At 53.6% G+C, this 24,410-nt stretch carries 27 protein-coding genes; 5 read left to right on the forward strand and 22 right to left on the reverse strand.

The features are described from left to right. Window positions 1-72: 72 nt before the first annotated feature. The 4 genes from RMR24_RS03805 to RMR24_RS03820 are packed head-to-tail and all read right to left on the reverse strand — an operon-like array spanning window position 73 to window position 2,076. Window positions 73-867: a dienelactone hydrolase family protein gene (locus RMR24_RS03805; protein WP_310613763.1), complete on the reverse strand. Its 795-nt coding sequence runs from the start codon at window positions 865-867 to the stop codon at window positions 73-75. Continuing rightward, complete coding sequence (locus tag RMR24_RS03810) at window positions 864-1,307, reverse strand: YeeE/YedE family protein (protein ID WP_310613764.1); 444 nt, start codon at window positions 1,305-1,307, stop codon at window positions 864-866. Before RMR24_RS03810 ends, RMR24_RS03805 begins: the two co-directional genes overlap by 4 nt. 9 nt (window positions 1,308-1,316) lie before the next feature. Next, complete coding sequence (locus RMR24_RS03815) at window positions 1,317-1,754, reverse strand: YeeE/YedE family protein (RefSeq protein WP_310613765.1); 438 nt, start codon at window positions 1,752-1,754, stop codon at window positions 1,317-1,319. Between the two features lie 10 nt (window positions 1,755-1,764). Continuing rightward, window positions 1,765-2,076, reverse strand: coding sequence for a metalloregulator ArsR/SmtB family transcription factor (locus RMR24_RS03820; protein ID WP_310613766.1), 312 nt, complete (start codon window positions 2,074-2,076; stop codon window positions 1,765-1,767). 74 nt (window positions 2,077-2,150) lie between these two features. Here RMR24_RS03820 and RMR24_RS03825 point away from each other — a divergent pair, with 74 nt between their 5' ends. Next, window positions 2,151-3,026: an MBL fold metallo-hydrolase gene (locus tag RMR24_RS03825; protein WP_310613767.1), complete on the forward strand. Its 876-nt coding sequence runs from the start codon at window positions 2,151-2,153 to the stop codon at window positions 3,024-3,026. Between the two features lie 14 nt (window positions 3,027-3,040). Next, complete coding sequence (locus RMR24_RS03830; RefSeq protein WP_310613768.1) at window positions 3,041-4,207, forward strand: MFS transporter; 1,167 nt, start codon at window positions 3,041-3,043, stop codon at window positions 4,205-4,207. A 14-nt stretch (window positions 4,208-4,221) separates the two neighbouring features. Here the strand turns inward: RMR24_RS03830 and RMR24_RS03835 are convergent, their stop codons facing one another. The 16 genes from RMR24_RS03835 to RMR24_RS03910 form a co-directional block, all read right to left on the reverse strand. After that, window positions 4,222-5,076: an amidohydrolase family protein gene (locus tag RMR24_RS03835; RefSeq protein WP_310613769.1), complete on the reverse strand. Its 855-nt coding sequence runs from the start codon at window positions 5,074-5,076 to the stop codon at window positions 4,222-4,224. After that, window positions 5,073-6,134 carry an isocitrate/isopropylmalate family dehydrogenase gene (locus RMR24_RS03840; RefSeq protein WP_310613770.1) on the reverse strand — a complete coding sequence of 354 codons (1,062 nt, stop codon included), beginning with the start codon at window positions 6,132-6,134 and terminating at the stop codon, window positions 5,073-5,075. The genes RMR24_RS03835 and RMR24_RS03840 overlap by 4 nt, the downstream gene beginning before the upstream one ends. A gap of 1 nt (window position 6,135) precedes the next feature. Next, entirely contained in the window at window positions 6,136-7,113 is a 978-nt protein-coding gene (locus RMR24_RS03845; protein ID WP_310613771.1) for a tripartite tricarboxylate transporter substrate binding protein, read from the reverse strand. An 11-nt stretch (window positions 7,114-7,124) separates the two neighbouring features. Beyond that, a complete protein-coding gene (locus RMR24_RS03850) occupies window positions 7,125-8,084 on the reverse strand; it encodes a tripartite tricarboxylate transporter substrate binding protein (RefSeq protein WP_310613772.1) in 960 nt (319 codons plus the stop codon). Between the two features lie 27 nt (window positions 8,085-8,111). Next, window positions 8,112-8,702: a carboxymuconolactone decarboxylase family protein gene (locus RMR24_RS03855; RefSeq protein WP_310613773.1), complete on the reverse strand. Its 591-nt coding sequence runs from the start codon at window positions 8,700-8,702 to the stop codon at window positions 8,112-8,114. Beyond that, window positions 8,695-9,321 (reverse strand): hypothetical protein, encoded by a 627-nt coding sequence (locus RMR24_RS03860; protein WP_310613774.1) that lies wholly within the window; start codon window positions 9,319-9,321, stop codon window positions 8,695-8,697. Before RMR24_RS03860 ends, RMR24_RS03855 begins: the two co-directional genes overlap by 8 nt. A gap of 1 nt (window position 9,322) precedes the next feature. Continuing rightward, window positions 9,323-9,847, reverse strand: a complete 525-nt coding sequence (locus RMR24_RS03865) for a carboxymuconolactone decarboxylase family protein (RefSeq protein ID WP_310613775.1) — start codon at window positions 9,845-9,847, stop codon at window positions 9,323-9,325. Between the two features lie 46 nt (window positions 9,848-9,893). Then, window positions 9,894-10,814 (reverse strand): Bug family tripartite tricarboxylate transporter substrate binding protein, encoded by a 921-nt coding sequence (locus tag RMR24_RS03870; protein ID WP_405023304.1) that lies wholly within the window; start codon window positions 10,812-10,814, stop codon window positions 9,894-9,896. Window positions 10,815-10,826: 12 nt separating this feature from the next. After that, window positions 10,827-11,639: an SDR family oxidoreductase gene (locus tag RMR24_RS03875; protein WP_310613776.1), complete on the reverse strand. Its 813-nt coding sequence runs from the start codon at window positions 11,637-11,639 to the stop codon at window positions 10,827-10,829. Window positions 11,640-11,658: 19 nt separating this feature from the next. After that, complete coding sequence (locus tag RMR24_RS03880; protein ID WP_310613777.1) at window positions 11,659-12,510, reverse strand: amidohydrolase family protein; 852 nt, start codon at window positions 12,508-12,510, stop codon at window positions 11,659-11,661. Window positions 12,511-12,521: 11 nt separating this feature from the next. Further along, window positions 12,522-13,085 carry a c-type cytochrome gene (locus tag RMR24_RS03885; RefSeq protein WP_310613778.1) on the reverse strand — a complete coding sequence of 188 codons (564 nt, stop codon included), beginning with the start codon at window positions 13,083-13,085 and terminating at the stop codon, window positions 12,522-12,524. Between the two features lie 32 nt (window positions 13,086-13,117). Next, window positions 13,118-14,353, reverse strand: a complete 1,236-nt coding sequence (locus RMR24_RS03890) for a PQQ-dependent sugar dehydrogenase (RefSeq protein WP_310613779.1) — start codon at window positions 14,351-14,353, stop codon at window positions 13,118-13,120. A gap of 90 nt (window positions 14,354-14,443) precedes the next feature. Continuing rightward, window positions 14,444-16,561, reverse strand: a complete 2,118-nt coding sequence (locus RMR24_RS03895; RefSeq protein WP_310613780.1) for a TonB-dependent receptor — start codon at window positions 16,559-16,561, stop codon at window positions 14,444-14,446. Continuing rightward, window positions 16,554-16,880 (reverse strand): cytochrome c, encoded by a 327-nt coding sequence (locus tag RMR24_RS03900; protein WP_310613781.1) that lies wholly within the window; start codon window positions 16,878-16,880, stop codon window positions 16,554-16,556. The genes RMR24_RS03895 and RMR24_RS03900 overlap by 8 nt, the downstream gene beginning before the upstream one ends. A gap of 51 nt (window positions 16,881-16,931) precedes the next feature. Continuing rightward, window positions 16,932-18,203, reverse strand: coding sequence for a PQQ-dependent sugar dehydrogenase (locus RMR24_RS03905; RefSeq protein WP_310613782.1), 1,272 nt, complete (start codon window positions 18,201-18,203; stop codon window positions 16,932-16,934). A 51-nt stretch (window positions 18,204-18,254) separates the two neighbouring features. Beyond that, window positions 18,255-18,599 (reverse strand): ribbon-helix-helix domain-containing protein, encoded by a 345-nt coding sequence (locus RMR24_RS03910; RefSeq protein WP_310613783.1) that lies wholly within the window; start codon window positions 18,597-18,599, stop codon window positions 18,255-18,257. A gap of 221 nt (window positions 18,600-18,820) precedes the next feature. Here RMR24_RS03910 and RMR24_RS03915 point away from each other — a divergent pair, with 221 nt between their 5' ends. Further along, on the forward strand, window positions 18,821-21,034 hold the full coding sequence (locus tag RMR24_RS03915) for a SulP family inorganic anion transporter (protein ID WP_310613784.1): 2,214 nt from the start codon (window positions 18,821-18,823) through the stop codon (window positions 21,032-21,034). A 6-nt stretch (window positions 21,035-21,040) separates the two neighbouring features. On the opposite strand, the gene RMR24_RS03920 is transcribed toward RMR24_RS03915, so the two are convergent. Both RMR24_RS03920 and RMR24_RS03925 read right to left on the reverse strand, forming a co-directional pair. Next, window positions 21,041-21,421, reverse strand: coding sequence for a VOC family protein (locus RMR24_RS03920; RefSeq protein ID WP_310613785.1), 381 nt, complete (start codon window positions 21,419-21,421; stop codon window positions 21,041-21,043). 78 nt (window positions 21,422-21,499) lie between these two features. Continuing rightward, window positions 21,500-21,856, reverse strand: a complete 357-nt coding sequence (locus tag RMR24_RS03925) for an HU family DNA-binding protein (protein ID WP_310613786.1) — start codon at window positions 21,854-21,856, stop codon at window positions 21,500-21,502. 156 nt (window positions 21,857-22,012) lie between these two features. Between RMR24_RS03925 and RMR24_RS03930 the strand changes: the two genes are divergently transcribed. Beyond that, on the forward strand, window positions 22,013-23,068 hold the full coding sequence (locus tag RMR24_RS03930; RefSeq protein WP_310613787.1) for a type IV pilus twitching motility protein PilT: 1,056 nt from the start codon (window positions 22,013-22,015) through the stop codon (window positions 23,066-23,068). 227 nt (window positions 23,069-23,295) lie between these two features. Continuing rightward, window positions 23,296-24,357 (forward strand): hypothetical protein, encoded by a 1,062-nt coding sequence (locus RMR24_RS03935; RefSeq protein WP_310613788.1) that lies wholly within the window; start codon window positions 23,296-23,298, stop codon window positions 24,355-24,357. Window positions 24,358-24,410: the final 53 nt, after the last annotated feature.

The raw sequence follows: 24,410 nt of genomic DNA on the forward strand, positions 1-24,410 counted from the left end.
AAACCGTGACGGATGAGGAATTGACTATGATTGAAAACCGATTGAATCACCGCCCCAGAAAGCGACTAGGATTCAAGACACCTCACGAGGTATTCCATGCCTCGTTAAAGCGTGTTGCACTTCGTCCTTGAATCCGCCTTTCATGTTGTTGACGGACGTGACGGGAATGCCAGTGTCTGCACCGCCGTACAAACCCAACACCGGCGCTTTCAATGACGCGGCCAAATCGATGGGGTGTTTGGGGTTGTTGGCATTGGTTTGGCCTTCCATACGGCCATACCAAGCCACGCCCGCTTTGACCTTTGGGTTGTGTTCGGCATACAGCCATGTGATACGACCACCCCAACAAAAACCAGTGATGGCCACCTTGTTGGGGTTGCCGCCGTTTTGAGTGGCCCATTTCACCGTGGCATCCAAATCAGCCATGACTTGCGCGTCTGGCACTTTGGAGATGACTTCAGCTTGCAGCTTGGCAATTTCTTTGAACTGGCTGGGGTCGCCTTGGCGCACAAACATTTCGGGTGCGATGGCCAAGTAACCCTCTTTGGCAAGACGACGTGTCACATCTGCAATGTATTCATGCACGCCAAAAATTTCACAGATCACCAACACCACAGGTAAGTTGGTTTTGCCAGCGGGGGCAGAGCGGTAGGCAGGAACTTTGAAGCCATTCACATCAATCTCAATGCGACCGCTTGTTAAACCTTCAGCAGAAGTTTGAACAGCCGTTTGAGCCATCAGTGGCATGGCGGCAGCAGCATAACCAATACCCAATGCAGTTTGCAACGCCAAGCGGCGTGTGGGCGTGAGCGAGGCGTCGGTGCTGTTGAGCAGGGCGTGTGTGTCGGCGATGTGGTTGTGGTTCATTGTGTGGCTTTGTGTTGTTTAGGTGAATGAACGAAGCGTTGTGCAACTTCATACGCGATCATCCCAAAAACCATCGCCAGTACAAACACAAGGGCTTTGTCTTGGCCCGTTGCCATGCTGACCAAGGCCGGACCTGGACAGAAACCAGCCAACCCCCAGCCTGCGCCAAAAACCAAGCTTCCAATTACCAAGCGTCGGTCTATTTGGTTTGACTTTGGCAGATGCAATGCGCCACCCAAAAAGCTAGTGGTGCGTTTCTTGGCTAGCGCAAATGCAAAAAATCCCACAGCAATCGCACCACACATGACGAATGCCAAAGATGGGTCCCAGTTGCCAAACAAATCTAAAAAGCCAATCACTTTGGCTGGATCGGTCATGCCTGAGAGCATGAGCCCCAAACCAAACAACAAACCGACGACAAATTCACTGATGCGTTGCATGTTGACTCCTTAGAGGATGTGCTTGATGACAAACACGATGGCAAATCCAGCTGCCATGAACAAGCCCGTGGCGGCCATCGAACGCGGCGAGAGGCGTGACAAGCCGCACACACCATGGCCACTGGTGCAACCCGAGCCGTAGCGTGTGCCCAAGCCCACCATGAGGCCCGCGACGACGACCATGGTCATGTTTGCGTCAATCCGTGGGGCGTGGAAAAAATCGCTAGGGGCCAAGGCTTTCATCACGAGGGGTGAGACAAAAAGCCCTAACAAGAATGTGATGCGCCAAGACGCATCGTCTGTTTTGGCTGGTAACAAGCCTCCCAGAATGCCGCTGATGCCCAAGATGCGACCGTTCAACAAAATGAACAAGGCAGAGGCTACGCCCAGCAATAAGCCGCCGCTGAGGGAAGCCCACGGTGTGAAATGTGTCCAATCCATGTTCATGGTTTACTCCTTAACCGTTGCAATAGGTTTTGTACAAAACCTGCATCACCGTCAATGCTTCGGGACTGCTGATTTGGTAATAAATGTTTTTGCCTTCACGGCGGGTGGTTACCAACTCTTCATTGCGCAACACAGTGAGCTGCTGTGAGAGCGTGGGTTGTACGATGCCCAGTAGCTCTTCGAGTTCACTCACGCACTTTTCGCCTTGTGCCAGTTGGCACAAGAGCATGAGGCGATCGGCGTTGGCCAACACCTTCATCAAGCGACAGGCTTGATCGGCGGCTTTGTGCATGTCTGCGAGGTTGATGTCTTTTTGTTTCATGGCAATCAGTTCAACACGAATTCGATTTGTATAGTATATTAAAAAATAGATTGTTATTTCATAGATTGAACGATATGATGCCAACCGCATTCAAACCTTTGGTCCACGGCATCTTTGACCCCGCCACATGGACGGTGACGTATGTGGTGTATCAACGCGAGGGCGGGGAGTGCGCCATCATTGACTCAGTGTTGGACTACGACTCCAAGTCGGGCCGAACCAGCCATGACACAGCAGACAAGGTGGTTGGCTTTGTGCGCGATCACAAGTTGCAAGTCAAATGGATTCTCGAAACCCATGCCCATGCAGACCATCTTACCGCCGCTCCCTATTTAAAAGAAAGGCTGGGTGGTCAAATAGGTATTGGCGCCAACATCACCGCGGTGCAACAGGTATTTCAAAAGGTGTTCAACCTAGAGCCTGAATTCAAAACTGATGGCTCACAGTTTGATGTGTTGCTTAAAGTTGGCCAGCACATGACCTTAGATGACGGTGTGGGTGAAATCATGGATGTGCCAGGTCACACACCTGCATGCGTCGCCTACCAATTCGGTGATGCGGTGTTTGTAGGCGACACCCTGTTCATGCCAGATGTGGGTACTGCGCGTTGCGACTTTCCAGGTGGAAGTGCCAAAAGTCTCTTTGCTTCGGTTCAAAAATTGTTGAGCTTGCCCCATGACACCCGCTTGTTCATGTGCCATGACTACCCACCGAATAATCGGCCCGCTGCTTTTGAATCTAACGTGGCAGATCAACGCGCCAATAACATTCATGTGCACGATGGCGTGACCGAGGCTGATTTCGTGGCCATGCGCACACAACGTGATGCCACGCTGGAGATGCCAGTGTTGATCTTGCCCTCAGTGCAAGTGAACATCCGCGCGGGTGAGTTACCGCCCGCCGAGGCCAATGGCACGCGTTATTTGAAAATTCCTTTGAACACACTTTGATTTTTAGGTCTTATATGAACCGTCACCTCGTATTGCTTTCTATCGCGCAGGGTTTGTTCCTGACCAACAACGTCACCTTCATTGCTATCAATGGCTTGGTGGGTTTGAGTTTGGCCCCTGTCGCTTGGATGGCCACTTTGCCCGTGATGGGCTATGTGGTGGGTGGTGCGCTTAGCACGGGGTTGGTGGCCAAGTCTCAGCAGCGTTTTGGGCGCAAGGGCTCGTTTCAGTTGGGGCTCTTGGTGGCTTTTCTGTCAGCGGCTTTGGGCGCTTTTGCGGTGCTGACCCAATCATTTTGGTTGTTGGTCACTGCCACGCTGGTGGCGGGCTATTACAGCGCCAACGGTCAGTTGTATCGCTTTGCAGCGGCTGAGCTGTGCAAGCCTGACTATCGCGAGAAGGCGGTGTCGTTGGTGATGGCGGGTGGCTTGATTGGTGCGGTCATTGGTCCCAACTTGGCGATTCAAACCAAGAGCTTGTTTGGCATGCCGTTCGCCGGTGCTTATGTGGCTTTGATGGTGGTGGCTGTGTTGTCGATGGCGGTGATGAGCAAGATTGAATTCCCACCCGCACCTGTGGCCAAAGTCGATGATGACGGTGGTCGGCCTTTGGGAGAAATCATGCGTCAGCCTGTGTTCTTCATTGCAGCTTTGGCAGCCGCCTTGGGTTATGGCGTGATGAACTTGTTGATGGCTGCCACACCTTTGGCCATGCAAGTGTGTGGGTTTGCGTTTGAAGACACAGCTTGGGTCTTGCAGTGGCACGTGATTGGCATGTTTGCGCCTGGCTTTGTGACGGGCCACCTCATCAAACGCTTTGGTGTGTTGACCATCATGGGCGTGGGCGTATTACTGAACATTGGGTGCATTGCCGTGGCTTTGTCAGGTGTGGACTTTCACCAGTTCTTGTTCGCACTCTTCATGCTGGGTGTGGGCTGGAACTTTTTGTTCACAGGCAGCACCACACTGTCAATGCAGGCCTACACGCCACAAGAGAAAAACCGCGCACAGGCAGCCATTAACTTTTGCGTGTTTGGCACGATGGCCTTCACCTCGTTTGCTTCGGGCGCGTTGGTGACCACGCAAGGGTGGACGTGGTTGAACTGGGGCTCGTTGGTGCCCGTGTTGATCACGGGTGCAGGATTGCTCTGGCTGGCACGTAAAAAAGCCTCAACTGCTTGAATTAAATCAATGCTTCAGAATCGGTAGAGGTGGTTGGGATTGTCCACAAGTACTTGCTGCTGTACTTCTGTGTTGGGCAGCCATTGCTTGCGCTCATGCACAAGAGCGTCACCTGTGATGTCTCTGTAACGGCTCACCTCATGCGGACCTTTGCCGGGTTCTCGGTTGGTGTGTGGCCAGTCGCTGGCCCATAGCAAACGGTCGGGGCGTGTCGCCAGCAAACGTTGGCTCAAGGCTAGCAAGGCAGATGCATCTTGGATGGGGGAGCGGTAACTGGCAGACAGTTTGATGTAGATGCGGCCAGCGTCTAGCAATTGCAGCAAGCTGCTGGATTCCAGCGATGCGCAGCTAGCGTCTGCCCAAAGTGCAAAGTGGTCGAGAACCACAGGCACCGGCAGTTGGCGAATGCTCGGAACACAAGCCATGGTCACGGCTAACGGTGCATAAACTTGGATGTGCCAACCGAGGTCAGCCAACCTTGGCGCCCAAGTTTGCAAGGCCTCGCGCAATACGGCAGCGTTCAAAGCCACATCATGTGCGCCAGAGCTTTCCAGGTTCAGTCGAACGCCGCGAACGCCTTGTGCGTCCATGGCTTGCAGACTTGCCTTGGAGGTGTGTGTGTCGAGCACTGCTACACCTCTGGCGTGTCCTTGCATGGCGTGCAAGGCATCGAGCATGCATTGGTTGTCGGTGCCATACACGCTGGGCTGGATGATGACTGCGCGTGTCAGCCCTTGGTGTTGAAGATGATTTTGTAGTGCTGACACAGGGGCAGGCCCCGGTGTGTATTGCCGTTCATCCACCATCGGATACGCGTGTGCGTCACCGATGACGTGAACATGCGTGTCGCAACCACCCGTGAGCATCATGGGTGCTGTAGACGTTTGACCACCGCTTGACCTGTGGCCTGAGTACCCAATTTGCCGCCGATGTCGCGGGTCGATTCGCCTGCGGCGATACATGCTGTGATGGCGTTTTCAATGGCGCGAGAGGCGTGCAGGTACGACGGCTGGCCACTGCGTTGTGCATGCCAGCTTAAAAGCATGGCCGCCGAGGTGATGAGCGAAAACGGATTGGCAATGTCTTGGCCAGCAATGTCGGGTGCCGAGCCATGCGCGGCTTGACCCATGGCATGGTTCAAACCCGCATTGAGCGAGCCGCCCAAACCTAAGCTGCCCGACAGTTCGGCTGTGAGGTCAGACAAGATGTCCCCAAACATATTGGTGGTAACGATGACGTCAAAGCGGTTGGGTGCGCGCACCACATGCGCCATCATGGCGTCGACGATGAAATCGTCCACAGTCACTTCAGGGAAGTCCTTGGCCACGCGGTGGCATGCATCCAAGAACATGCCATCTGTCACCTTCAGTACATTGTGTTTGTGCACCAGCGTGAGGTGTCGACGACGCTGCATGGCAATTTCAAATGCGCTGCGTGCAATGCGCTCGCAACATTCACGCGTGATGCGACGCAGAGAAATAGCCACATCGGGCGTGACCAAAATTTCGCTGTTGCCCGACTCTACATTTCGATCAGCATAAAAGCCTTCGGTGTTCTCGCGCACCACCACCAAGTCAAACGGTGAGGTGATAGTTTTCACACCTGTGTAGGTCCGCGAGGGGCGAATGTTGGCAAAGAGGTCGAGGCTTTTTCTGAAAAATTTAGAGGGGTTGATCTCACCCTTGGCTTCATCTTTGAAGTCATAGGTGGACATAGGGCCGAGCATCAAGCCATCGGCATGTTTGACTTTGTCTAGCAGCTCGGGCGTCACCGTGGCGCCATGCTTTTTCAAACTTTCGTGGCCTGCGATGTCATGCATTAATTCCAGATTTAAACCAAAACGCTCAGAGGCTGCTTGCAACACATCGACCGTGACGGCCATAGTTTCTGGTCCAATGCCGTCTCCGGGTAGAACAACAATCTTCATATCACTGGTCAACTTTCACGTTTGCTTCTTTGATGAGTTTTTCAAACTTTACAGATTCAGATTTCACATAGTCTGCAAATTCAGTGGGTGTATTTTTGGGCACGGCCACGTTGTCGGCTTCGAGCCGGCCACGTATATCGGGTTGAGCCAACAGTGTGTTGACTTCGCGGTTCAAGCTCTCAATCACCGTTGCTGGTGTGCCTGCAGGCGCAAACAAGCCACCCCACAAGGTGTAGCTAAAGCCTGGCAAACCACTTTCGGCAATGGTGGGCACGTCTGGCAACGATGTCATGCGCTTGGGTGTGGTCACGCCGAGGGCTTTGAGCTTGCCGCCTTTGATTTGCGGCATGGCAGCAGAGGCGCTGCTGAAGAAAGCTTGCAACCGACCCGCCATCAAGTCAGACAACAAGGGACCGACACCTTTGTAGGGCACGTGCACCATGTTGAGTTTGGCGCCTAGCCCCAAGGCCACAGCGGATAGGTGACCAGGTGTGCCTGCGCCCACGGACCCGTAACTGAAGTCGCCGGGTTTGGCGCGCGCCATTTGAATGAATTCATTCACTGTGTTGTAGGGCGCATCAGCCGGAGCCAACATGACCAAAGGCGCATTGCCAATCATCACCACGGGTACCAACTCTTTGAGGGGGTCGTAACCCATGTCTTTGATGAGCAAGCGGTTGACGGTGATTTCACCCGTCTGGCCCAGCAGCAAGGTGTAGCCGTCGTTTTTGGCCTTTGCTGCAACGCGTGTACCCACCGTGCCTGAGACGCCGGGTTTGTTGTCCACCACCACGGGTTGCTTGTAAATCGTCGACAGTTTTTCGCCCACCAAGCGGGCAAACACGTCGCCTTGTCCGCCGGGCGCATAGGCCACGATGATGGACACGGGTTTGGTTGGGTAGTCTGGTTCAGCGGCAAAAGTGGCGAAAGAGGCAAAAGTGCCGATGATGATCGAGAGCGAGGTTGCGAGTTTTTTCATACAGATCTCCATTATTCAGGCTTGATGTTGCCGTCTTTGACCACCTTGGTCCATTGCGTCAGTTCTTGTTTTAAAAGCGTATCCAGTTCGCCTGTGCTTGAGCTGGTGGCTTGCATGCCTAGTTTGTTGAAGCGCTCTTTCACATCGGCGCGTTGCATGATGCTGCGCAGGTCTTGGTTCATTTTGTCAACGATGGAGGTGGGCGTTTTTGCAGGTAAAAAGAGGGCCAACCAAATCGTGGTGGCATAGCCGGGCACACCTTGCTCACTGATGGTGGGCAGGTCGGGCAACTCAGGGTGGCGTTTGGCGCTGGCAATGCCCAGTGCTTTCACGCGGCCAGACTTGATGTTGGGCACGGCTGAGTTGAAGGCATCAAACATGATTTGAATGTGTCCTGCCAGCAAGTCTTGCGCAGCGGGGCCTTGGCCTTTGTAGGGGGCGTGACCCAGCTGTGTTTTGGTCATGTTGGCAAACATTTCAGAGCCCAAGTGGTAGGTGCTGCCAATGCCAGATGAGCCGTAAAACAATTTGCCCGGATTGTCTTTGGCATAGCGCACCAGCTCTTGCACGTTGTTGGCTGGCACCGAAGGATGGACCACCAAAATGTTTTCAATCGTGGCAACTGTGCTGACCGCCGCAAAGTCACGCACGGGGTCATAGCTTAGCTTGGGCATGAGCGCAGGGTTGGCCGCCATGATGCTGCTGGTGCCAAACAAAATCGTGTTGCCGTCGGCGGGTGCGCGTGCCACAAACTCTGCGCCAATCGCCCCCGTGGCACCCACGCGGTTGTCCACGATCACTGTCTTGCCCATGGCTTCTGACAATAACGGCGCAATCACGCGAGCAGCAATGTCGGTTGGTCCGCCGGTGGAGAAGGGCACCACCAAACGCACTGTGTTGTTCTGCGCAAAACTGCCAAAGGACGCAAACAGAAAACTGGCAGCAACGGCAATGTGACGGCGTGAAATCATGGGTGTCTCCTGGGGAGTGAAGAAAATTTAGGCCAGCAGGCGTTGGCGAATGTCGAGTGGTGACAAAACTTCAAGCGGTTCAGCGCCGCCGTTGGGAATGCCCACCTGTGTGGCATTGAGCAGCATCGACACCATCACATAGGTGCCTGACAGCACGGTGAGGTCAACCACGGCTTGTTCACCCATTTCTGTGACTGCTTGTTGCCACAAGGCATCGGGCACGCGGTGGTTGAGGGTAAGTTGGATGCAAAAGTCGTAGACCAAAGCTTCGTCTGCTTGCATGCCTTCTGGGCGTTTGCATTGACGCAATTGTTCGATGATGTGTGTTGACAAGCCCGCACGTTGTGCGATGGGGTCATGCGCCCACCACTCGTATTGCGCATTGGCAATACGGGCTTGGATGAGGATGGCAAATTCATTCAAGCGTTTGCTGACCGATGTTTTGAAGCGCAGGTAATCTAGAAAGTCAAAGCAACGTCGTGCCATTTCTGGGCTGCGCAGCAAGGCGTTGTAAGGGCCACCGAGTGCGGCACTCGACACTTTGAGAATGTCATCGGCCAAGGGGCGAACTTCGGGGGCGAGTTGTTCGTAGGTGATCTGTGTGAAGCGTTCAGTCATGGGTATAGGGTTCTGTGTGGTGAAACATGGTTCGCAGTGTATGGGTGAAATGAGGGCGACAGATGTCGCTCCAAGCTGTGCCTCGCACTGCTAGCCAGGATGCGGTGCTTAACACCTCTGGGTTGTGCAAGTCGTAGCAAGCGAATGAGCGCGGGCTGTGGTCAAGGTTGAGGTAGCGGCGCGCTACCAAGCACCCGGGAACACGAGCCAGACCAGGCATGTGTTCTTCGTTGTACCACTTGTAAATTTCTGATGCCCAGCCTTCTTCGGGATCGGTTTCGACCACGTAGTGAACGCCCATGGGCGTGTCGCTGTGAGGCCCTTGGAGGTGCATGACCTCTTGCAGTCGCGACACCTGTGCAGCGTGTCCTGTCATGGCGTGCCAAATCTTTTCTAGCGCCGAGCAGTCATCGTCTTGGATCTCCGTAGCTTTTGAAAACCGTAAATAAACGTACTGCATGGGTAAGCCGTTTTCAGCGTGTCGTGTGAATGCCGTTTGCAATGTGTGTGACACATGCAGGGTTTGGGTCAGTGCTTCTTGCCATCGCTTGGCGGTGCCCGCAGGGCATTCGGCAGCGCATTTCAAAAGCAGGGCATGGCAGCGGGTTGTGGTGTGCATGTCAGTGTCCAATGTGCAGAGCCACCAACACGCGCGACACCATGTTGTAGGCACCAATCGTGATGCACAGGTCTAGCAACTGCTTGCCTTCGTAGTGTTGTGCCACTTGCGCAAACAAGGCGTCAGGCACTTCGATATCGTGGGTCATGGCGTCTGTCATGTTCAACACGATGCGTTCAACGTCACTGAATAGGTCAGCGATGTGAGGCGCTTTCACGGCATCAATTTTGGCTTGCGGCAGGCCTGCTTTCAAGGCGTGTTCAATGTGGGCCTCAAACTCGTAGGGCGCACGGTTTAAGACGGCTACGCGCAGGATGATCAGTTCGCGCAAGTCTGCGGGCAGGCTGTTGCGTTGACGCACCGCGCTTAAAAACTCCTCCCAACCTTGCGCCATTTCTGGGCTGTTGAGTAAGTGTTGGTAAAGCGGCGTGATGCGTCCGCGTTTGGCGATGATTTTGGCTTCTAGCTCAGCCAGCTCGGGGCGCGTACCCGGGGCGATGGATGCAATGCGAGCGAAGGTGGTCATGGTGGCCTTAATCTGCTTTGACTTTTTTGTCGCGAATGACGCGTCCCTATTTGGCCATGTCGTTTTTGAGCAAGTTGCTCAGCTCTGCTGAGCTCGATGCGGATGGTTCAGCGCCCGAGGCCACCAGCTTGGCACGCACCGCTTCGTTGGCCAAGGTGCGGCGCACGGCTTGGTTGATGCGCTCTAGCTCTGCGGCTGATGTGTTTTTGTTTGCAAACAACGCGTACCAGTTGTCCGAGTCCACACCTGCCACCCCAATCTCTTGAAATGTTTTGACATCGGGAAACAAAGGATGGCGGCGCGTAGAGGCCAGTGCCACAGGCTTGAGTTTGCCGCTGCGAATATGGCCCATCAAACCGGGGATGTCACCAAAGAACCCATCTACATGGCCTGCCATGACATCAGTGATGGCCGGAGCTGCGCCTTTGTACGGCACATGAATCAAGTTGGCACGGGTTGCGTCAGCCAGCAACTCCATAGCCAAGTGCGGCACGCTGCCAGTGCCCGATGAGGCCATGGCGGTGGGCTTTAACTTGGCAGCTGCAATGAACTCTTGCGGGCCATTGACGGGGTTGTTGGGGTTGACCACCAGCATCTCCACGTTGTTGACCACCAGCGACACGGGGGCCAAGTCGCGCACAGGGTCATAGGACAGCGCAGGATACAGCGAGGGGTTGATGGCCACTGCACCCACACTGGTGAGCCATAGGGTTTGGCCATCGGCTGGGGCTTTGATCAAAGTGTCAGCTGCAATGGCGCCGTTGGCACCAGCTTTGTTCTCCACCATCACCTGTTGGCCCAATTCTTTGCTAAGTTGTTCAGTGAGTGTGCGGGCCACAAAGTCCACTGGGCCACCCGGTGGGAAAGCCACCAAGATACGTGTTGTTTTAGTTTGTGCTGACGCGAAGGTGGCTACGCCCACCATGGCGAGGGCAGCCAGCGTTTTGACGAAATGATGACGTTGCATGAAGTAGCTCCTTTAATCGCATCGGACCGACATGCCGCCGTCCACGATGATTTCTGTGCCCGTGATGAATCGCGCTTCATCGCTGGCTAAAAACAAAACGGCATTGGCCGTGTCTTGACCATCGCCCATGAAGGGCAGTGGAATGCGTGCTTGTCGTTGGGTGAGCAATGTTTGCACATCGCCCCCCGTGCGTTGTTTGGCCAAGCGTACATCCACCATGGGTGTATGCAGCTGGCCGGGCACCACGGTGTTGACGCGAATGCCTTGTTTGGCATATTGCACCGCCACCACGCGCCCCAGTTGTATGACGGCAGCTTTGGTCGCGGCATAGGCCACTTGTGCCGAGCCTGTCCAGCGGATGCCAGAGGTGGATGAGATATTCACTACCGATCCCGATCCTTGAGCAGCCATCACGGGCAAGACGTGCTTGCACATCATGAACACGCTTTTGAGGTTGTGGTCAATTTGGGCGTCCCACACGTCTTCGCTCATCTCCACGGGCCCGCCTGCAGCGGAGCCGCCTACGTTGTTGATGAGCACATCGATACGGCCAAAGCGTTTCAGTGTGGCTTGGACGGCGGCTTCGATGGCGGCGGTGTTGGTCACATCGCAGCTCATAGAGTCAATTTCGCCGCCGTTGCTTTGGCTGACCTCATGCGCGCGTGACAAGGTTTCTTGCAGTCGGTCTTGGTCTCGGTCTAAGGCCATGACCTTGGCGCCTTCTTGCACCATGCGCACAGCAATGGCGCGACCATTGCCCCAGCCAGGTCCGACAGAGCCAGCGCCGGTGACGAGTACCACTTTGTTTTGCAATCTTCCAGCCATCTTGAATGTGCCTCTGTTTTTAAAATCGATAAAGCGCTTGGGGGTTGTCTACCAAGATAGCTTGCATCAAATCTGCGGTGGGCGCGATGTGTTGCAGGGCGTCGACCAACACCGCTTCATCTGGCACATGCGTGTGGTTGGGGTGAGGCCAATCGGTGCCCCACACGCATTGACGTGGAAAGCGCGCCACCAAATGTTGCGCCAAGTTGATGCCATGGGCATAAGGCGGCACGCCCAAGGGCACCGAGGCGTCGATGCGGTCAATGCCGCTGACTTTGACGTGAAATTTTGAATCGTCCAACAAGTGGCACAAGGCCTGGAAGTCGGCGTGCTGAATGCCCAGTTGTGCATCGACTCGGCCCATGTGGTCGATGACCACGGGTACTGCAGACTTTTGCAAGCAGGGTCCGAGCTCGTGGACCAAGCTGCTTTCGAAATGCACTTGTAGATGCATATGGTGATCGGCCAAGCGGTGTGTCAGTGACAACAACTCGTAGGGTGTCGCACCCATGCCCAAATGTTTCATGAAGTTAAAGCGTACGGATCTAAACCCTGCAGCAGACAAGCGCTTGAGCTCGTTGTGGTCAACGTCAGGTTTGACCAGCGCCACGCCCAAGTAGTTGCCCGCGCCTGCGACGATGGCGTCTTCGACCACCGCGTTGTCCAAGCCGTGCACCATTGACTGCACGATCACGCAGCGGGTGATGCCTAGTTGCTGGTGAAGAGCAAAGAGTTTTTCTTTGGGTGCTTCGGCCGGTTTGTTTTGGTGCGCATGAGGGAAGGGGAAACGGTCATAGGGACCAAACACATGGACATGGGTGTCACACGCACCAACTGGCAGTTGTAAACGTGACTTTGAAGTTGGCTTCATGAACGTTTGGCTCAAGGCAAGCTGCGTGCGTACACCGCCATGGCTTCAATTTCTTCGTCTGTCAAACTTCTTGCAGCGCTAGCCATGGTGCCGTCCATATCGGCGCGTGCGCCTGAACGCAGATTGCGCAGCTGGGCCACAAAGTATTCAGTCGATTGGCCTGACAAGCGTGGCACATGTTTTTGACCTTGCAACTGTGCACCATGGCATGACGAGCAATATTGCTGCTGTGCAATTTGCTGGCCACGGACAATTTTGGCTGCGTCGCCACCTGCGTGCGGTGCAGGTGCGGGTTGCGAAGCATAGTGCGCGGCAATGTCACGCATGTCTTGTTCGCTCAGCGTGCTGGCAATGGCTTCCATGCCGCCGCCTTTGCGTCGTTGATCGCGAAATTGCAGCAGTTGATAAAAAATGGACAGCGGTGGTTGTGCTGCGAGGTGGGGTGTACCCGGAATAGAGGACACACCTTTTTCACCGTGGCATGCGGCACACAGCTGCGCTTTTTCTTTACCAGCGATGGCATCGGGTGCGGCAGATGCAGGGGTGCCGCTGAGAAGTATCAAAAAAAAGGCCATTCCCTGAATGGCCTTTGAAGAAAACTTAAACATTATTTGCTGTGAGAGATGCGGAAGATGGCGCCGGCTACGTCGTCAGACACCAGCATGGAGCCGTCTTTCATGACGTGCACGTCTGCTGGGCGACCCCAGAAATCATCGCCTTGAATCCAGCCAGTGACAAAGACTTCTTTCTTGGTCACATTACCTTTGGCGTCGAGTGCCACACGCACCACATCGAAGCCAGTTTTCTTGGTGCGGTTCCAAGATCCGTGTTCAGCGATGAAGATGTTGTTGCTGTACTCAGCAGGGAACTGCTTGCCCGTGTAAAAGCGCATGCCCAAAGCTGCCACGTGAGGGCCAATCTTCATCACAGGTTTGTCGAACTCATCGCATGAGCGGCCTTTGCCGAAGTCGATGTCGAGCAAGTCACCTTGGTGGCAGAAGGGGTAGCCAAAGTTCATACCTTTGCGTGTGACGCGGTGCAAGGTGTCGTTTGGCAAATCGTCATTCACCCAATCACGTGCATTGTTGGTGAACCAGAGTTCTTTGGTGGTGGGGTGAAAGTCCATACCCACGCTGTTACGCACGCCATGTGCCACAGTTTCCAAGATGTTGGTTTTGAGGTTCAAACGCACGATGACGGCGTGTGTCACGGGTTGAACTGTGATGTTGGCAGGTGTACCAATTTGGAAATACAAGTAGTTGCCATCTGGGCTGAGTTTCATGAACTTCCAACCGTGTGGCTCGTCCTTTGGCAACGCATCAAACACGACTACGGGTGCTGGTGGGTTGTCTAAGTTGGCTTCGATGTTGTCGTAGCGAATGATGCGAGACAGCTCTGCCACATACAAAGCGCCATCTTTGAACACCACACCGTTGGGGCGGTGCAGGCCTTTGGCGATGGTCTTGACTTCGCGCTTGCCATCTTTTTCAACCACGGCATAGACGTTGCCAGGGAAACGTGTGCCGACAAACAAAGTGCCTTTGGGTGACTGCACCATGGAGCGTGCGTTGGGCATGCCTGTGGCCCACAGCTCGACTTTGAAGCCTGCGGGTACCTTGAGTTTGTCGGTTGGAATATCGCCAGCAGGCAGGGCCGTCATGCCTGGTGGGTGGGGCACCAAGTTCAGAGCAGCTTGCTCTGCTGTGCGGCCTTGTGCCCATGTTGGGGGAATGGCAGAAGCGGGAGGCGCTGCAGGGGCTTGTGCCATGGCCAAGCTGCTGACGGCCATGCCCACTGTGAGCGTGGCATTTTGTAGGGTGCGGGTAAAGCGTTGAAGTTTCACAAATGTCTCCTTGAAAGGTCTCGAATTAAAAGCGCAAATAGCGCGCAAGCCAGTCACCAAGGCGATTAGGGTCAACCCGAGTATGGGCTCTTAAAGCGGTATCTGGCTTTGTACGCCAATCACCCAAGAGCGGGGTAAGCCGGGTTCGAAATATTGTTTTGACAACTGGTTGATGATGACGGAGCTCACCGTGTTTTTGTTGGAGATGTTGTCAACGCCAACGAACGTTTCAACATGCGCAGGCCCCACTTGGTAGCGCTGGCGTAGGCGTGCATTCAACAGGGTATAGCTTGGGGCCAAGGCGTAGTCAGCCGTGGTGGCGGTGTTGGCATCGTTAGCCCACATGCTGGAGCGGTGAATCACGTCAAGCCCTGCTTCCATGCCGAGCGCAGGCTTTTGTCCCATTTGTGCAAAACCTTTTTCAGACCATTGCACGGCTGCAAAAACTTGACGCTTAGGGATCGCAGGCAGGCTGTTGCCGTTGGGTGGGCTGAAGCTGGCGCTGCCTGCTTGGTAGGTGGCATTTAAAAAAGTGGCAGATGTTTGTGTGCGCCAGTTGACCGTGTGCTGGTTGCGCAGTGCCAATTCAAAGCCCTCACGTTTTGTTTGAGCGGCGTTGTCGTAAGCGGTTTTGCCGTTGGATGCCAAGGCAGCGACGATTTCATTGGTGGTGTCGATTTGGAACCAAGCCGCATCGATGCGCGAGCTAGCTGATGGCAACCATTTCGTGCCCAGCTCTAGGTGCTTGCTGCGAGAGGCTTGCAAGCTGGGGTTGAATTTTTCAACAAAGGCGTTGCTGCTGTCACGCGAGTAAGCGGCCTCCACCATGGTGGGGGTTTCAAAACCCTTGCCTTGGTTCACATAAAGGTTGAGGTTGTCTTGCGCGTGCCAAGTCAAGCCCAACACAGGACTGGTGGCTTTGTAGGTGACAGAGCCAGAGCCATCGACACCAGAAGGCATGTCGTCTCGACTCTTCAATGTCACGTTGCTTTGGCGTGCACCGGTGGTCAGCGTGAACTGATCACCGACAGACCAGTTGGCTTGAGCAAAATAATCGCGGTTGCTCGCCTCATTCAACTCGTTGCGCGTGAGGGCGCCGCTTTTTTCGCCAGCGGCTGCGGCACCTGCTTGGCGTTGCTCTTGGGCGTGGTCGGCATCCATGCCTACGACCCAAGTGACTTGCTGACCATTCCAAACGCTGCCTTTGCCATTGGCCTGCAAACCAAGGCCTTCAAAGCGACGGTCAAGCCCCGTCCATAAGTTGGTGGATTGGTATTGCAAGTTGGTGCGTGTGCCGCCATAGATGCGGGCTTGCAGTTTCAAGTCACTGTCGACGCGGTGTTCTGCCACTGCGCCCACTTGTTCTTGCTTCACAGTTTTGCGTGTGTTGCGGGAAACGGCATTGGTGCCTGCTTGTGAAGGGTCTGCGGCCAGTTGCGTGGCGGTGAGTCCCAGTGCATCTTTAGCTTGGGGCATATCAAAGCTGTTCACAATGAATTTAAAGCGGGTGTCCGGCTTGGCATCCACGGTGATGACGCTGTTGAGCTGCTTGCGCTCGGCGCTGCTTTGTTGGCGATAACCATCAATCGCAAACGTGCTGTAGTCGGCCACAAGGCCAACGTTGCCGGTGCGCTGGCTGATTTGCCAATCGGTGCGTTGCATGCCGAACGAGCCTGTGTATAGGTTCACCTGAGCTTCGGGCTTGTCACCCGCTTCGCGTGTGAAGGTTTGAATCACACCGCCCGATGCGTTGCCATACAGCTGCGCCAATGGACCAGTGAGCACCTCCATGCGTTCAGTGGATGTCATGCTGACGGTGGAGGTTTGTCCTTGACCATCGGGCATAGAAGCAGGGATGCCATCGGTGATGAGACGAATGCCACGCACGCCAAATGCGGACCGTGAGCCAAATCCGCGAATGGAGATTTGCACGTCTTGTGCGTAGTTATTGCGGTTAAGCGCCACCACGCCAGGTGCGCGGTTGAGCACGTCTGAAATATTGACCTGCGGGCCAGAGCTGCGCAGTGTGTCAGCGTCGATGGTGAACACCGATGCGGGTGCGTCGAATTGCTTTTGTTCTAAGCGGCCGCTTTGAATCATGACCTCTGGCAAAGTTTGCGCCTGTGCTGTTGAGACAAGGGCGCCAAAGGCCAGCCCTTTCAATACGCTGCAATAAACCAGCGGGGTGCTGACGGATGAATTAATCATTTGGAACAATTTGAATTTTTAAACTGCTGTACCAAGCGGCGAGATTTTCAATGTCGCTGTTACTCAAAGGCTTGGCCATCACGGCCATGACTTCGTGTTTGCGCTGACCGCTACGGTAATTCTTTAATTGTTCCTCTAAATACATACTTGGCTGCGCAGCCAAGTTTGGTGTGTTTGGCGCCATGGATAGACCTTGCACACCATGGCAAACAGAACATGCACCTGCCAAGACTTGTCCATTTTTGGCATCTGCTGACCAACTTTGCGATGTCATCACAACCAGAAAAGTGAAGCACCAAGCATATTTATTAATTTTCATATTTTTCAAAAACCGGGCGCTCCATTTGCATGAAGTGCCCGGTTTAATCCATTAGTTGCCGTAAGTCACACGGTAAATGGCGCCTGCGTAGTCATCCGAAATCAGCATTGAACCGTCTTTCATCACGGCTACGTCTACGGGGCGTCCGATGTAGGTACCAGTTTCTGGGCTTAACCACCCTTCTGCGAAGACTTCTGATTTATTGGCAGTCCCGTCTGGCTTGAGTGACACAAAGTTAATCAATGCGCCGCTGGCAGGTGTGCGATTCCATGAGCCATGCGAGGCTACAAAAATGCCACCTTGGTACTTGGCTGGGAACTGCTTGCCTGTGTAAAAGGTCATGCCTAATTGAGCTTGATGAGCGGGAAATTCAATTTGTGGGAACACACTATTTGGTGGTTCTTTCATGTTTTTCAGATCGGGTGCAGCTGGTGAGCCCGCAACTTTGTAGTGGCCATTCCAATAGGGGTAGCCGAAGTGCTCGCCCTTCTTGGTGGATCGGTTCAATTCGCCCGGAGGAATTTCGTTACCTAAGCCATCAGTTTGATTGTCGGTCCACCATAAGGTTCCATCTTTAGGGTTGAAGTCTTGACCGACCGAGTTGCGCATGCCAATGCTGTAGACCTCGCGGTTGCCACCACTGAAGGGGTCCATGCGTGTGATGCCGCCAATGCCTAGTCGGTTGAACTCATCTATCTTGTCGGCTGGTTGAACGTTGTAGGGTTGTCCCATGGTGATGTACAGCTTGTTGTCAGCACCAATTCGGCATGTTCGTGCACCATGGTTATAGGACTCATATTCTGTTGGGATCAGTTGGCCTTGTGGGACCACTTCAATCACAGCAACATCTGGGCCTTCATAGAAGAACTCAGCAGCTGGAAAGTTAAGTACTCGGTTGTGCTCGACCACCACAAAGAAACCATCTTTGGTCCAACAAACGCCATTGGGTACTTTGAAGTTGAGCGATGGAGCAAATGACTTCACTTCATCTGCGATGCCGTCACTGTTGCGGTCTGTGACGGCCCACACGGTAGTCTTGCGTGTGCCCACCATGACCATGTTGGTCGATGGTGCAACAGCCATGTGACGGGCGTCCGGCACAATGGCGAAGAGGTCAATCTTGAATCCGTCGGGGAGCTTGATCTTCTTTAAGTTGTTACGAATCGCATCTGCATTGCGTCCTGTTTGTTGGATGACAGGTAGGTTCAGGTCCGTGGTGGCAACCTTCATTTGTTTCATGGTACTCAAGCTGTCTTTGCCTGATTGCGCAAATCCATGGCTGGCTACCAGTGCCAACAGTAGGGCTGAATAAAGTTTGGTCATTTTCAATTTAGTCTCCTTGGGTTTAATGGAAATACTCAACTAACGACGAGATCAATGTTTGAGGCTGTCTAGTGACAGGCTCAGGGAAGGTGGATCAACAAGCAAAGAATCTGTCTGCCTTTTTTGCAATTGGTCGCACTTGCGTCGCAAAAAGCGAAGGCAAGTCACACGCAGAAATGATGAGAAATTTTTTACATCGCCACGACTTTTCATGATTTCGTCGTGAAACTGAACAATCAATGCATTGGTGGTGAAGCCTTCTTCCACGGCTAAGGTGGCCAAGGTGTCCCACACAAAATTTTCTAAGCGAATGCTGGTCATCACGCCGTGTATACGCACTGTGCGCGAGCGTGACTCATAAAGAATCGGATCGGCAGAAGCGAAAAAATCACACATCACTGTCCTTTGAGAGCGGTTTCGTTCTAGACAATGTAGTTTCGGAAATCCGCAAAAGGTGATAGCCAGTTATTTACAGGGAAAGCCCTAAACAAGCCTTGGAATGAGGTTTGGCCTGGGTTTCAGTCTGTTGCTTCAATCTGGGTTGTCACCGTCGTGACCCAATCTGTAGGGGTAAGCGACCAAGTTTTCATAGTTTGCGAGGGTGATAACCTTGCTCAATGACGACCTCTATATTCAATCAATCTCGTGCCAACCTTTCTGGCGATATCTGGGGCGGCTTTGCCGCGATGTTGGTGGCCTTGCCATCGGCCATTGCATTCGGTGTGACCATCTTCTCGCCACTGGGGGCTGAGTTTGGCGCCAAGGGCGCGTTGGCGGGCATGCTGGGGGTAACAGCCCTTGGTTTGATCGCCGCCACTTTTGGTGGCACACAGCGGCTGATCTCGGCTCCGTGCGCACCGGCTGCAGCGGTGTTGTCAGCCCTCACCATTCAAATGACGCAGCAGGGCTCGGGTGTCGGGGCTGTGGTGCTCACCTTGTTTTTGGTGGCATTTGTCAGCAGCTTGGTGCAAATCTCGTTTGGCTTGTTGCGCATTGGCGAACTCATCAAGTACATGCCGTTTCCGGTGGTGAGCGGCTACCTCAGTGGTGTGGGTCTCATCATCATCATGAGCCAGTTGCCCAAGTGGATGGCGCTGCCCAAGGGTATGAACTGGTGGCAGGGCCTGCACGCGATGGAGCTTTGGCAAGTGCCTAGCTTGATCGTGGGTGCAGCCACCGCGGCCTTCATGCTGTTGGCACCCCGCCTCTCTAGAAAAGTGCCTGCGGTCATCATTGGTTTGTTGGGTGGCATGGCCTCTTACTGGTTGCTGGCCTTCAGTGCTTGGCCCGAGTTGCGCGACTTGCACGACAACCCGTTCATCATTGGTCCATTGGCGGTGGGTGGCGAGGGCTTTTTTGAATCACTGCTCGACCCATTCCGTAGCTTGAGCGAATCAGGTTTTCCTAGCTGGACACAAATTGCATTTCCAGCCATCACCCTGGCCGTGTTGTTGTCGATTGACACACTCAAAACTTGTGTGGTGCTCGATGCCATGACAGGCTCACGCCACGATTCCAACAAAGAACTCATTGGTCAAGGCTTGGGTAACTTGGCTTCATCTCTCATTGGTGGCGCACCCGGTGCTGGCACGATGGGTGCGACCTTGGTGAACAAGGCCAGTGGCGGCACCACGTATTTGTCGGGTGTGTTTCAAGGTGTGTGGTCGTTGTTGGCTATTTTGTTGTTGACCTCGCTCATTGCGTGGGTGCCTGTGGCGGCCTTGGCTGCGTTGCTCATCGTCATTGGCTTCAAGATGATTGACTGGCATTCACTTCAACTACTCAAAGCCAAAGACACCATGCTTGACTTTGCGGTCATCTTGATCGTGGTCATCGTGGCTAACACCGTGAGCTTGATTGCCGCTTCTGGTGTGGGCGTGGCTTTGGCCATCATGTTGTTTTTGCGCGAGCAAATTCACACCACCACCATTCGTCGTAAATCGTTTGGCAACACCATGTTCTCGTCACGCGTGCGTGGTCAGCATGAGCGCGAAGTGCTGGCTGAGACCGGCAGCCACACCGTGATTTTTGAATTGCAGGGCAGCTTGTTTTTTGGCACCACCGATCAGCTGTACACCGCGATTGAGCCCGAGCTCGGTGCTGCCAAGTTTGTGGTACTCGACTTCATGCGTGTGCAGTCCATGGACATGACGGCCGGCCACATGATTGAGCGCATTCGCAACATGTTGGCTGAGCGTCATGCCAAGTTGGTGTTGACCCGCGTGCCCGAGCGATTGCCCAGTGGCCGTGACTTGCGCACGTATGTGGACCACATCGGTTTGTTATCAGACAGCACGGCCAAGATTTTTGATGAGTTCGATGAAGCGTTGGAGTGGATTGAGGACGAAACATTGACCTTGGCGGGCCACGCCCATGTGTCTAAAGAGGGCATCCCCTTGGGCAAGTTTGAACTCTTCCATGGCTTGAACGAAGAAGAAATAGCTGCGCTAGAGCGCTGTGCCCAACACCACGTGTTTGAGGCGGGCGAACTGATATTTGGTGCTGACTCTACCGGTCATGAACTGATGCTGATCAGTCGAGGCGAGGTGAAGGTGAGTTTGCCATTGGTCAATGGCAAAACCATTCACCTCACCACCTTCAGCCGTGGACAGTTCTTTGGCGAGATGTCATTCTTAGATGGCCGCGCTCACTCGGCCGATATACATGCCACGCGCGAGACCGAGCTGATTGCCATCGACCGAAAAGCCTTTGCTATCGTGGCTGCAGGCGATCCGGTGATGAGCATCAGCGTTATGCGTGCAGTTGCCTTAGCCATTGCTGACCGTTTGCGTCATGCCAACGCAGAGCTGCGAGAGATGCGTCAGGCGTGATGCGGTTTATTTAGAAACGCGGCACATCGCGCAAATCTTGTTGCCCGATGGGTCACGCAAATAAGCGATGTAGTAACTAAAGGCGGGGTTGGTGCGCATGCCCGGTGGGTCTTCGCAAGTGACGCCGCCGTTGGCTATGCCAGCTGCGTGAAAGGCATCTACTTCGGCTTCAGACTTGGCTGCAAACCCCAAGGTGCTGCCATTGCCAAAGCTGGCTGGCTCGCCATTGATGGGGGTGGTGATGCCAAACGTGCCCGTGGGCGTGCGGTACACATAGCGGCTGCCTACGTTGGCGCCGGGTGCATGGCCCAATGCGCCAAGGGCAGCGTCATAAAACTTGCGCGAAGCTTCGAGGTCTTGAGCGCCAAAAAAAACGTGTGTGAACATGTGGGGTTCCAAAGTGAATCAGACGTAAAAAAAGCGGCTCGGTGACCCGATGCCGCTTTTGTGCGTGAACGCGAAGAATTACTTCTTCTTGGTGTTCACAGCAGCTTTGAAGGCTGCGCCAGCAGTGAAGCGAGGCACCACAGCAGCTGCGATTTTCAAGGCTTCGCCTGTGCGTGGGTTTTTGCCAGTGCGTGCAGCGCGAGCAGCAGCTTTGAAAGTGCCGAAGCCGATCAATTGCACGTCGTCTTTTTTCGCCACAGCGTGTGTGATGACGTCGATGATGGCATTGACAGCGCGGCCAGCGTCGGCCTTGGTCAATTCTGTGTGAGCAGCTACGGCTTCGATCAATTCAGTTTTGTTCATGAGTGGGTTCCTTGTTAAAACGGGTGCATTGTGCCATTTTTGGCAAGTATTTCGCAGGATTTGGCTTTTCATTTTCATGATTTTTTGGGCTGTATGCCCGCATAGATCAAGGCATGGCGCAATTTATTAGTGTTGACCCTAGTTTGTGAATCCATGAATGCGCTTGCTCAACAAAATTAACCTGCTACCCACACTGCGCCATGTTGCTTCTTTGATACAAAGAAACGCATGAATACACAACACTTATTAGTTCAATGTCTCGCGCGACGGGCATCTGATTTGCATTTGTCATCTGGCGTGCCTGCCATGCTCAGAGTCGATGGTGATTTGATTCCGCTGTCTGAGCAAGTTCTGACTCATGCTGACATTCACGCGGCATTGATGAGCATCATGTCATCTGCGCAGCAGTTGCAATTCAGTCAAAACTTAGAATGCGACTTTTCTTTAGACCTTGCTGGTGTGTCGCGCTTTCGGGTGAATGTGTTTCAACAAGCGCGTGGTGTGTCTGCGGTGTTTCGGGTCATTCCGCATCACATTCCCAGCTTGCAGGCCTTACATGCACCTGCCATTTTTTCGCAGCAGATGCAAAGTTCGCGTGGTTTGGTGTTGGTCACCGGGCCCACAGGCTCGGGTAAATCTACCACCCTCGCGGCCATGATCCATGCGCTGAACCAAAGCCAGCGCAAGCACATCGTCACCCTCGAAGACCCGATTGAGTTTGTGCACACACCACAGCAGTGCTTGACACAGCAGCGTGAGGTGGGCACGCACACCCACAGTTTTGCCAACGCCTTACGCGCCGCACTGCGCGAAGACCCCGATGTGATTTTGGTGGGTGAGCTGCGTGACCTTGAAACCATTCGCCTCGCCATCACTGCCGCTGAAACGGGGCACTTGGTGTTGGGCACCTTGCACACCTCAAGCGCTGCCAAAACCATGGACCGCATCGTGGATGTGTTTCCTGCTGAAGAAAAAGACATGGCACGCAGCATGTTGTCCGAGTCACTCAATGCCGTGATCTCGCAAGTGCTTTGCAAGCGCAAAGATGCTGATGGATGTGTGGCTGCCTACGAGGTGATGATGGGCACACCCGGTGTGCGCAATCTGATACGTGAGGGCAAAGTGGCGCAGTTGTATTCGGCCATTCAAACGGGGCGGGGTGTGGGCATGCAAACCTTAGACCAAAGCTTGTTGACCTTGGTTCAGCAGGGGCTCATTGATGTGCAAGAGGCGTGTGGTAAGGCGAAGTACCCAGAGGTATTGAGCTCGGCTCGCTCAACCTAGCTGTCGCTGTTGAAACTAGATTGATGCCGCAGGTGTCAGGGTATCGCTGGTGGGAATCCCAGCACCAATTTATCGCTATGTTTGAAGTGTGTTGGTGTTCTAGAAACATTGCATTTTAAATTGTAGAAGTGCAATTATTAAAAGGTGCTTAGTGCGCCACCAGACAGACCAATGGTTATTCAGTAGATAGATTGCTCGCTGTGGATCAATTCAGAAGCAGGCTTTAAATGTATTTACGGTTAGTTGTTGGTTTGCTGATTGCCGTGTGCATGGCATCTTGTGGTGGTTCAGGAAACGATACGAGGAATGGTGCTCAGCCTAGTGACGCGATTGCAGTGGCCATGCTGAGTTCAGCACCTATTGCCTCATGCCCAAACGGGGGCATTACTGTGCAGTCTGGTGTTGACATTAATTCCAACCATGTTCTTGAGCTCTCCGAAGCAACCAATGAGCAGTACGTCTGTAATGGAAGTAACGGGACCAACGGCGTTAATGGCTCGAACGGCAATGATGGTGTGATTGGCACTAGCGGCTTTAACGTACAAATGGTGATTACCAGTGAGCCTCCGGGTAGTAACTGTTCACAAGGTGGAAGCTTGGTGCGTGTTGGTTTGGATTTAAATAGAAATAGCATTCTCGATACATCCGAGGTGACATCTTCTAGCTATATCTGCAAAGGCACGACAGGAGGCAGCGGTAGCAACGGTAGCAACGGAAAAAATGGGCTTAATTCTTTGATTGAAATTCATGTAGAACCAGCTGAAAGGAACTGTTTGTATGGAGGCTCAGAATTAACGTCAGGCCTAGATGCCAATTCCAACCAAATCTTGGACGCAGGCGAAATCACATCGCGAACATATGTCTGTAACTCATCCAGTATTACCAAACCCATTTATGCCTACATCTTCAACTTGTCAAAGCAAGTGGTAGCGATTCATGAGCCTGTTCGTTTTGATAGCAACGGTCTGCTGTCTGAGTTGGTGCATGAACCTGGTGCTGCTGAAGTTCGTGTGCTGAGTGCAGGAATTTACACAGTTGCTTTTTCTATTTCTGGTGCTGAACCAAGTCAGTTTGCAATTTTTGTGAATGAAAACCTAGTGCTTGGTTCAATTTACGGCTCAGGCGCTGGTACGCAACAAAATAATGGACAGATCACGCTTGCGCTTATTGCTAAGGATGTATTGACGGTGGTGAATTACAGCTCAGATGCTGCCGTGAGCTTGCCGAGCAAAGTAGGAGGTTCGCAAGTGAATGTGAATGCTTCGGTGCGTATCGAAAAAATAGATTGACGGTGAGTGGTGCCCCCGACAGGAATCGAACCTGTATCACTCCCTTAGGAGGG

Source organism: Limnohabitans sp. (assembly GCF_031539105.1).
Lineage (GTDB): Bacteria > Pseudomonadota > Gammaproteobacteria > Burkholderiales > Burkholderiaceae_C > Limnohabitans.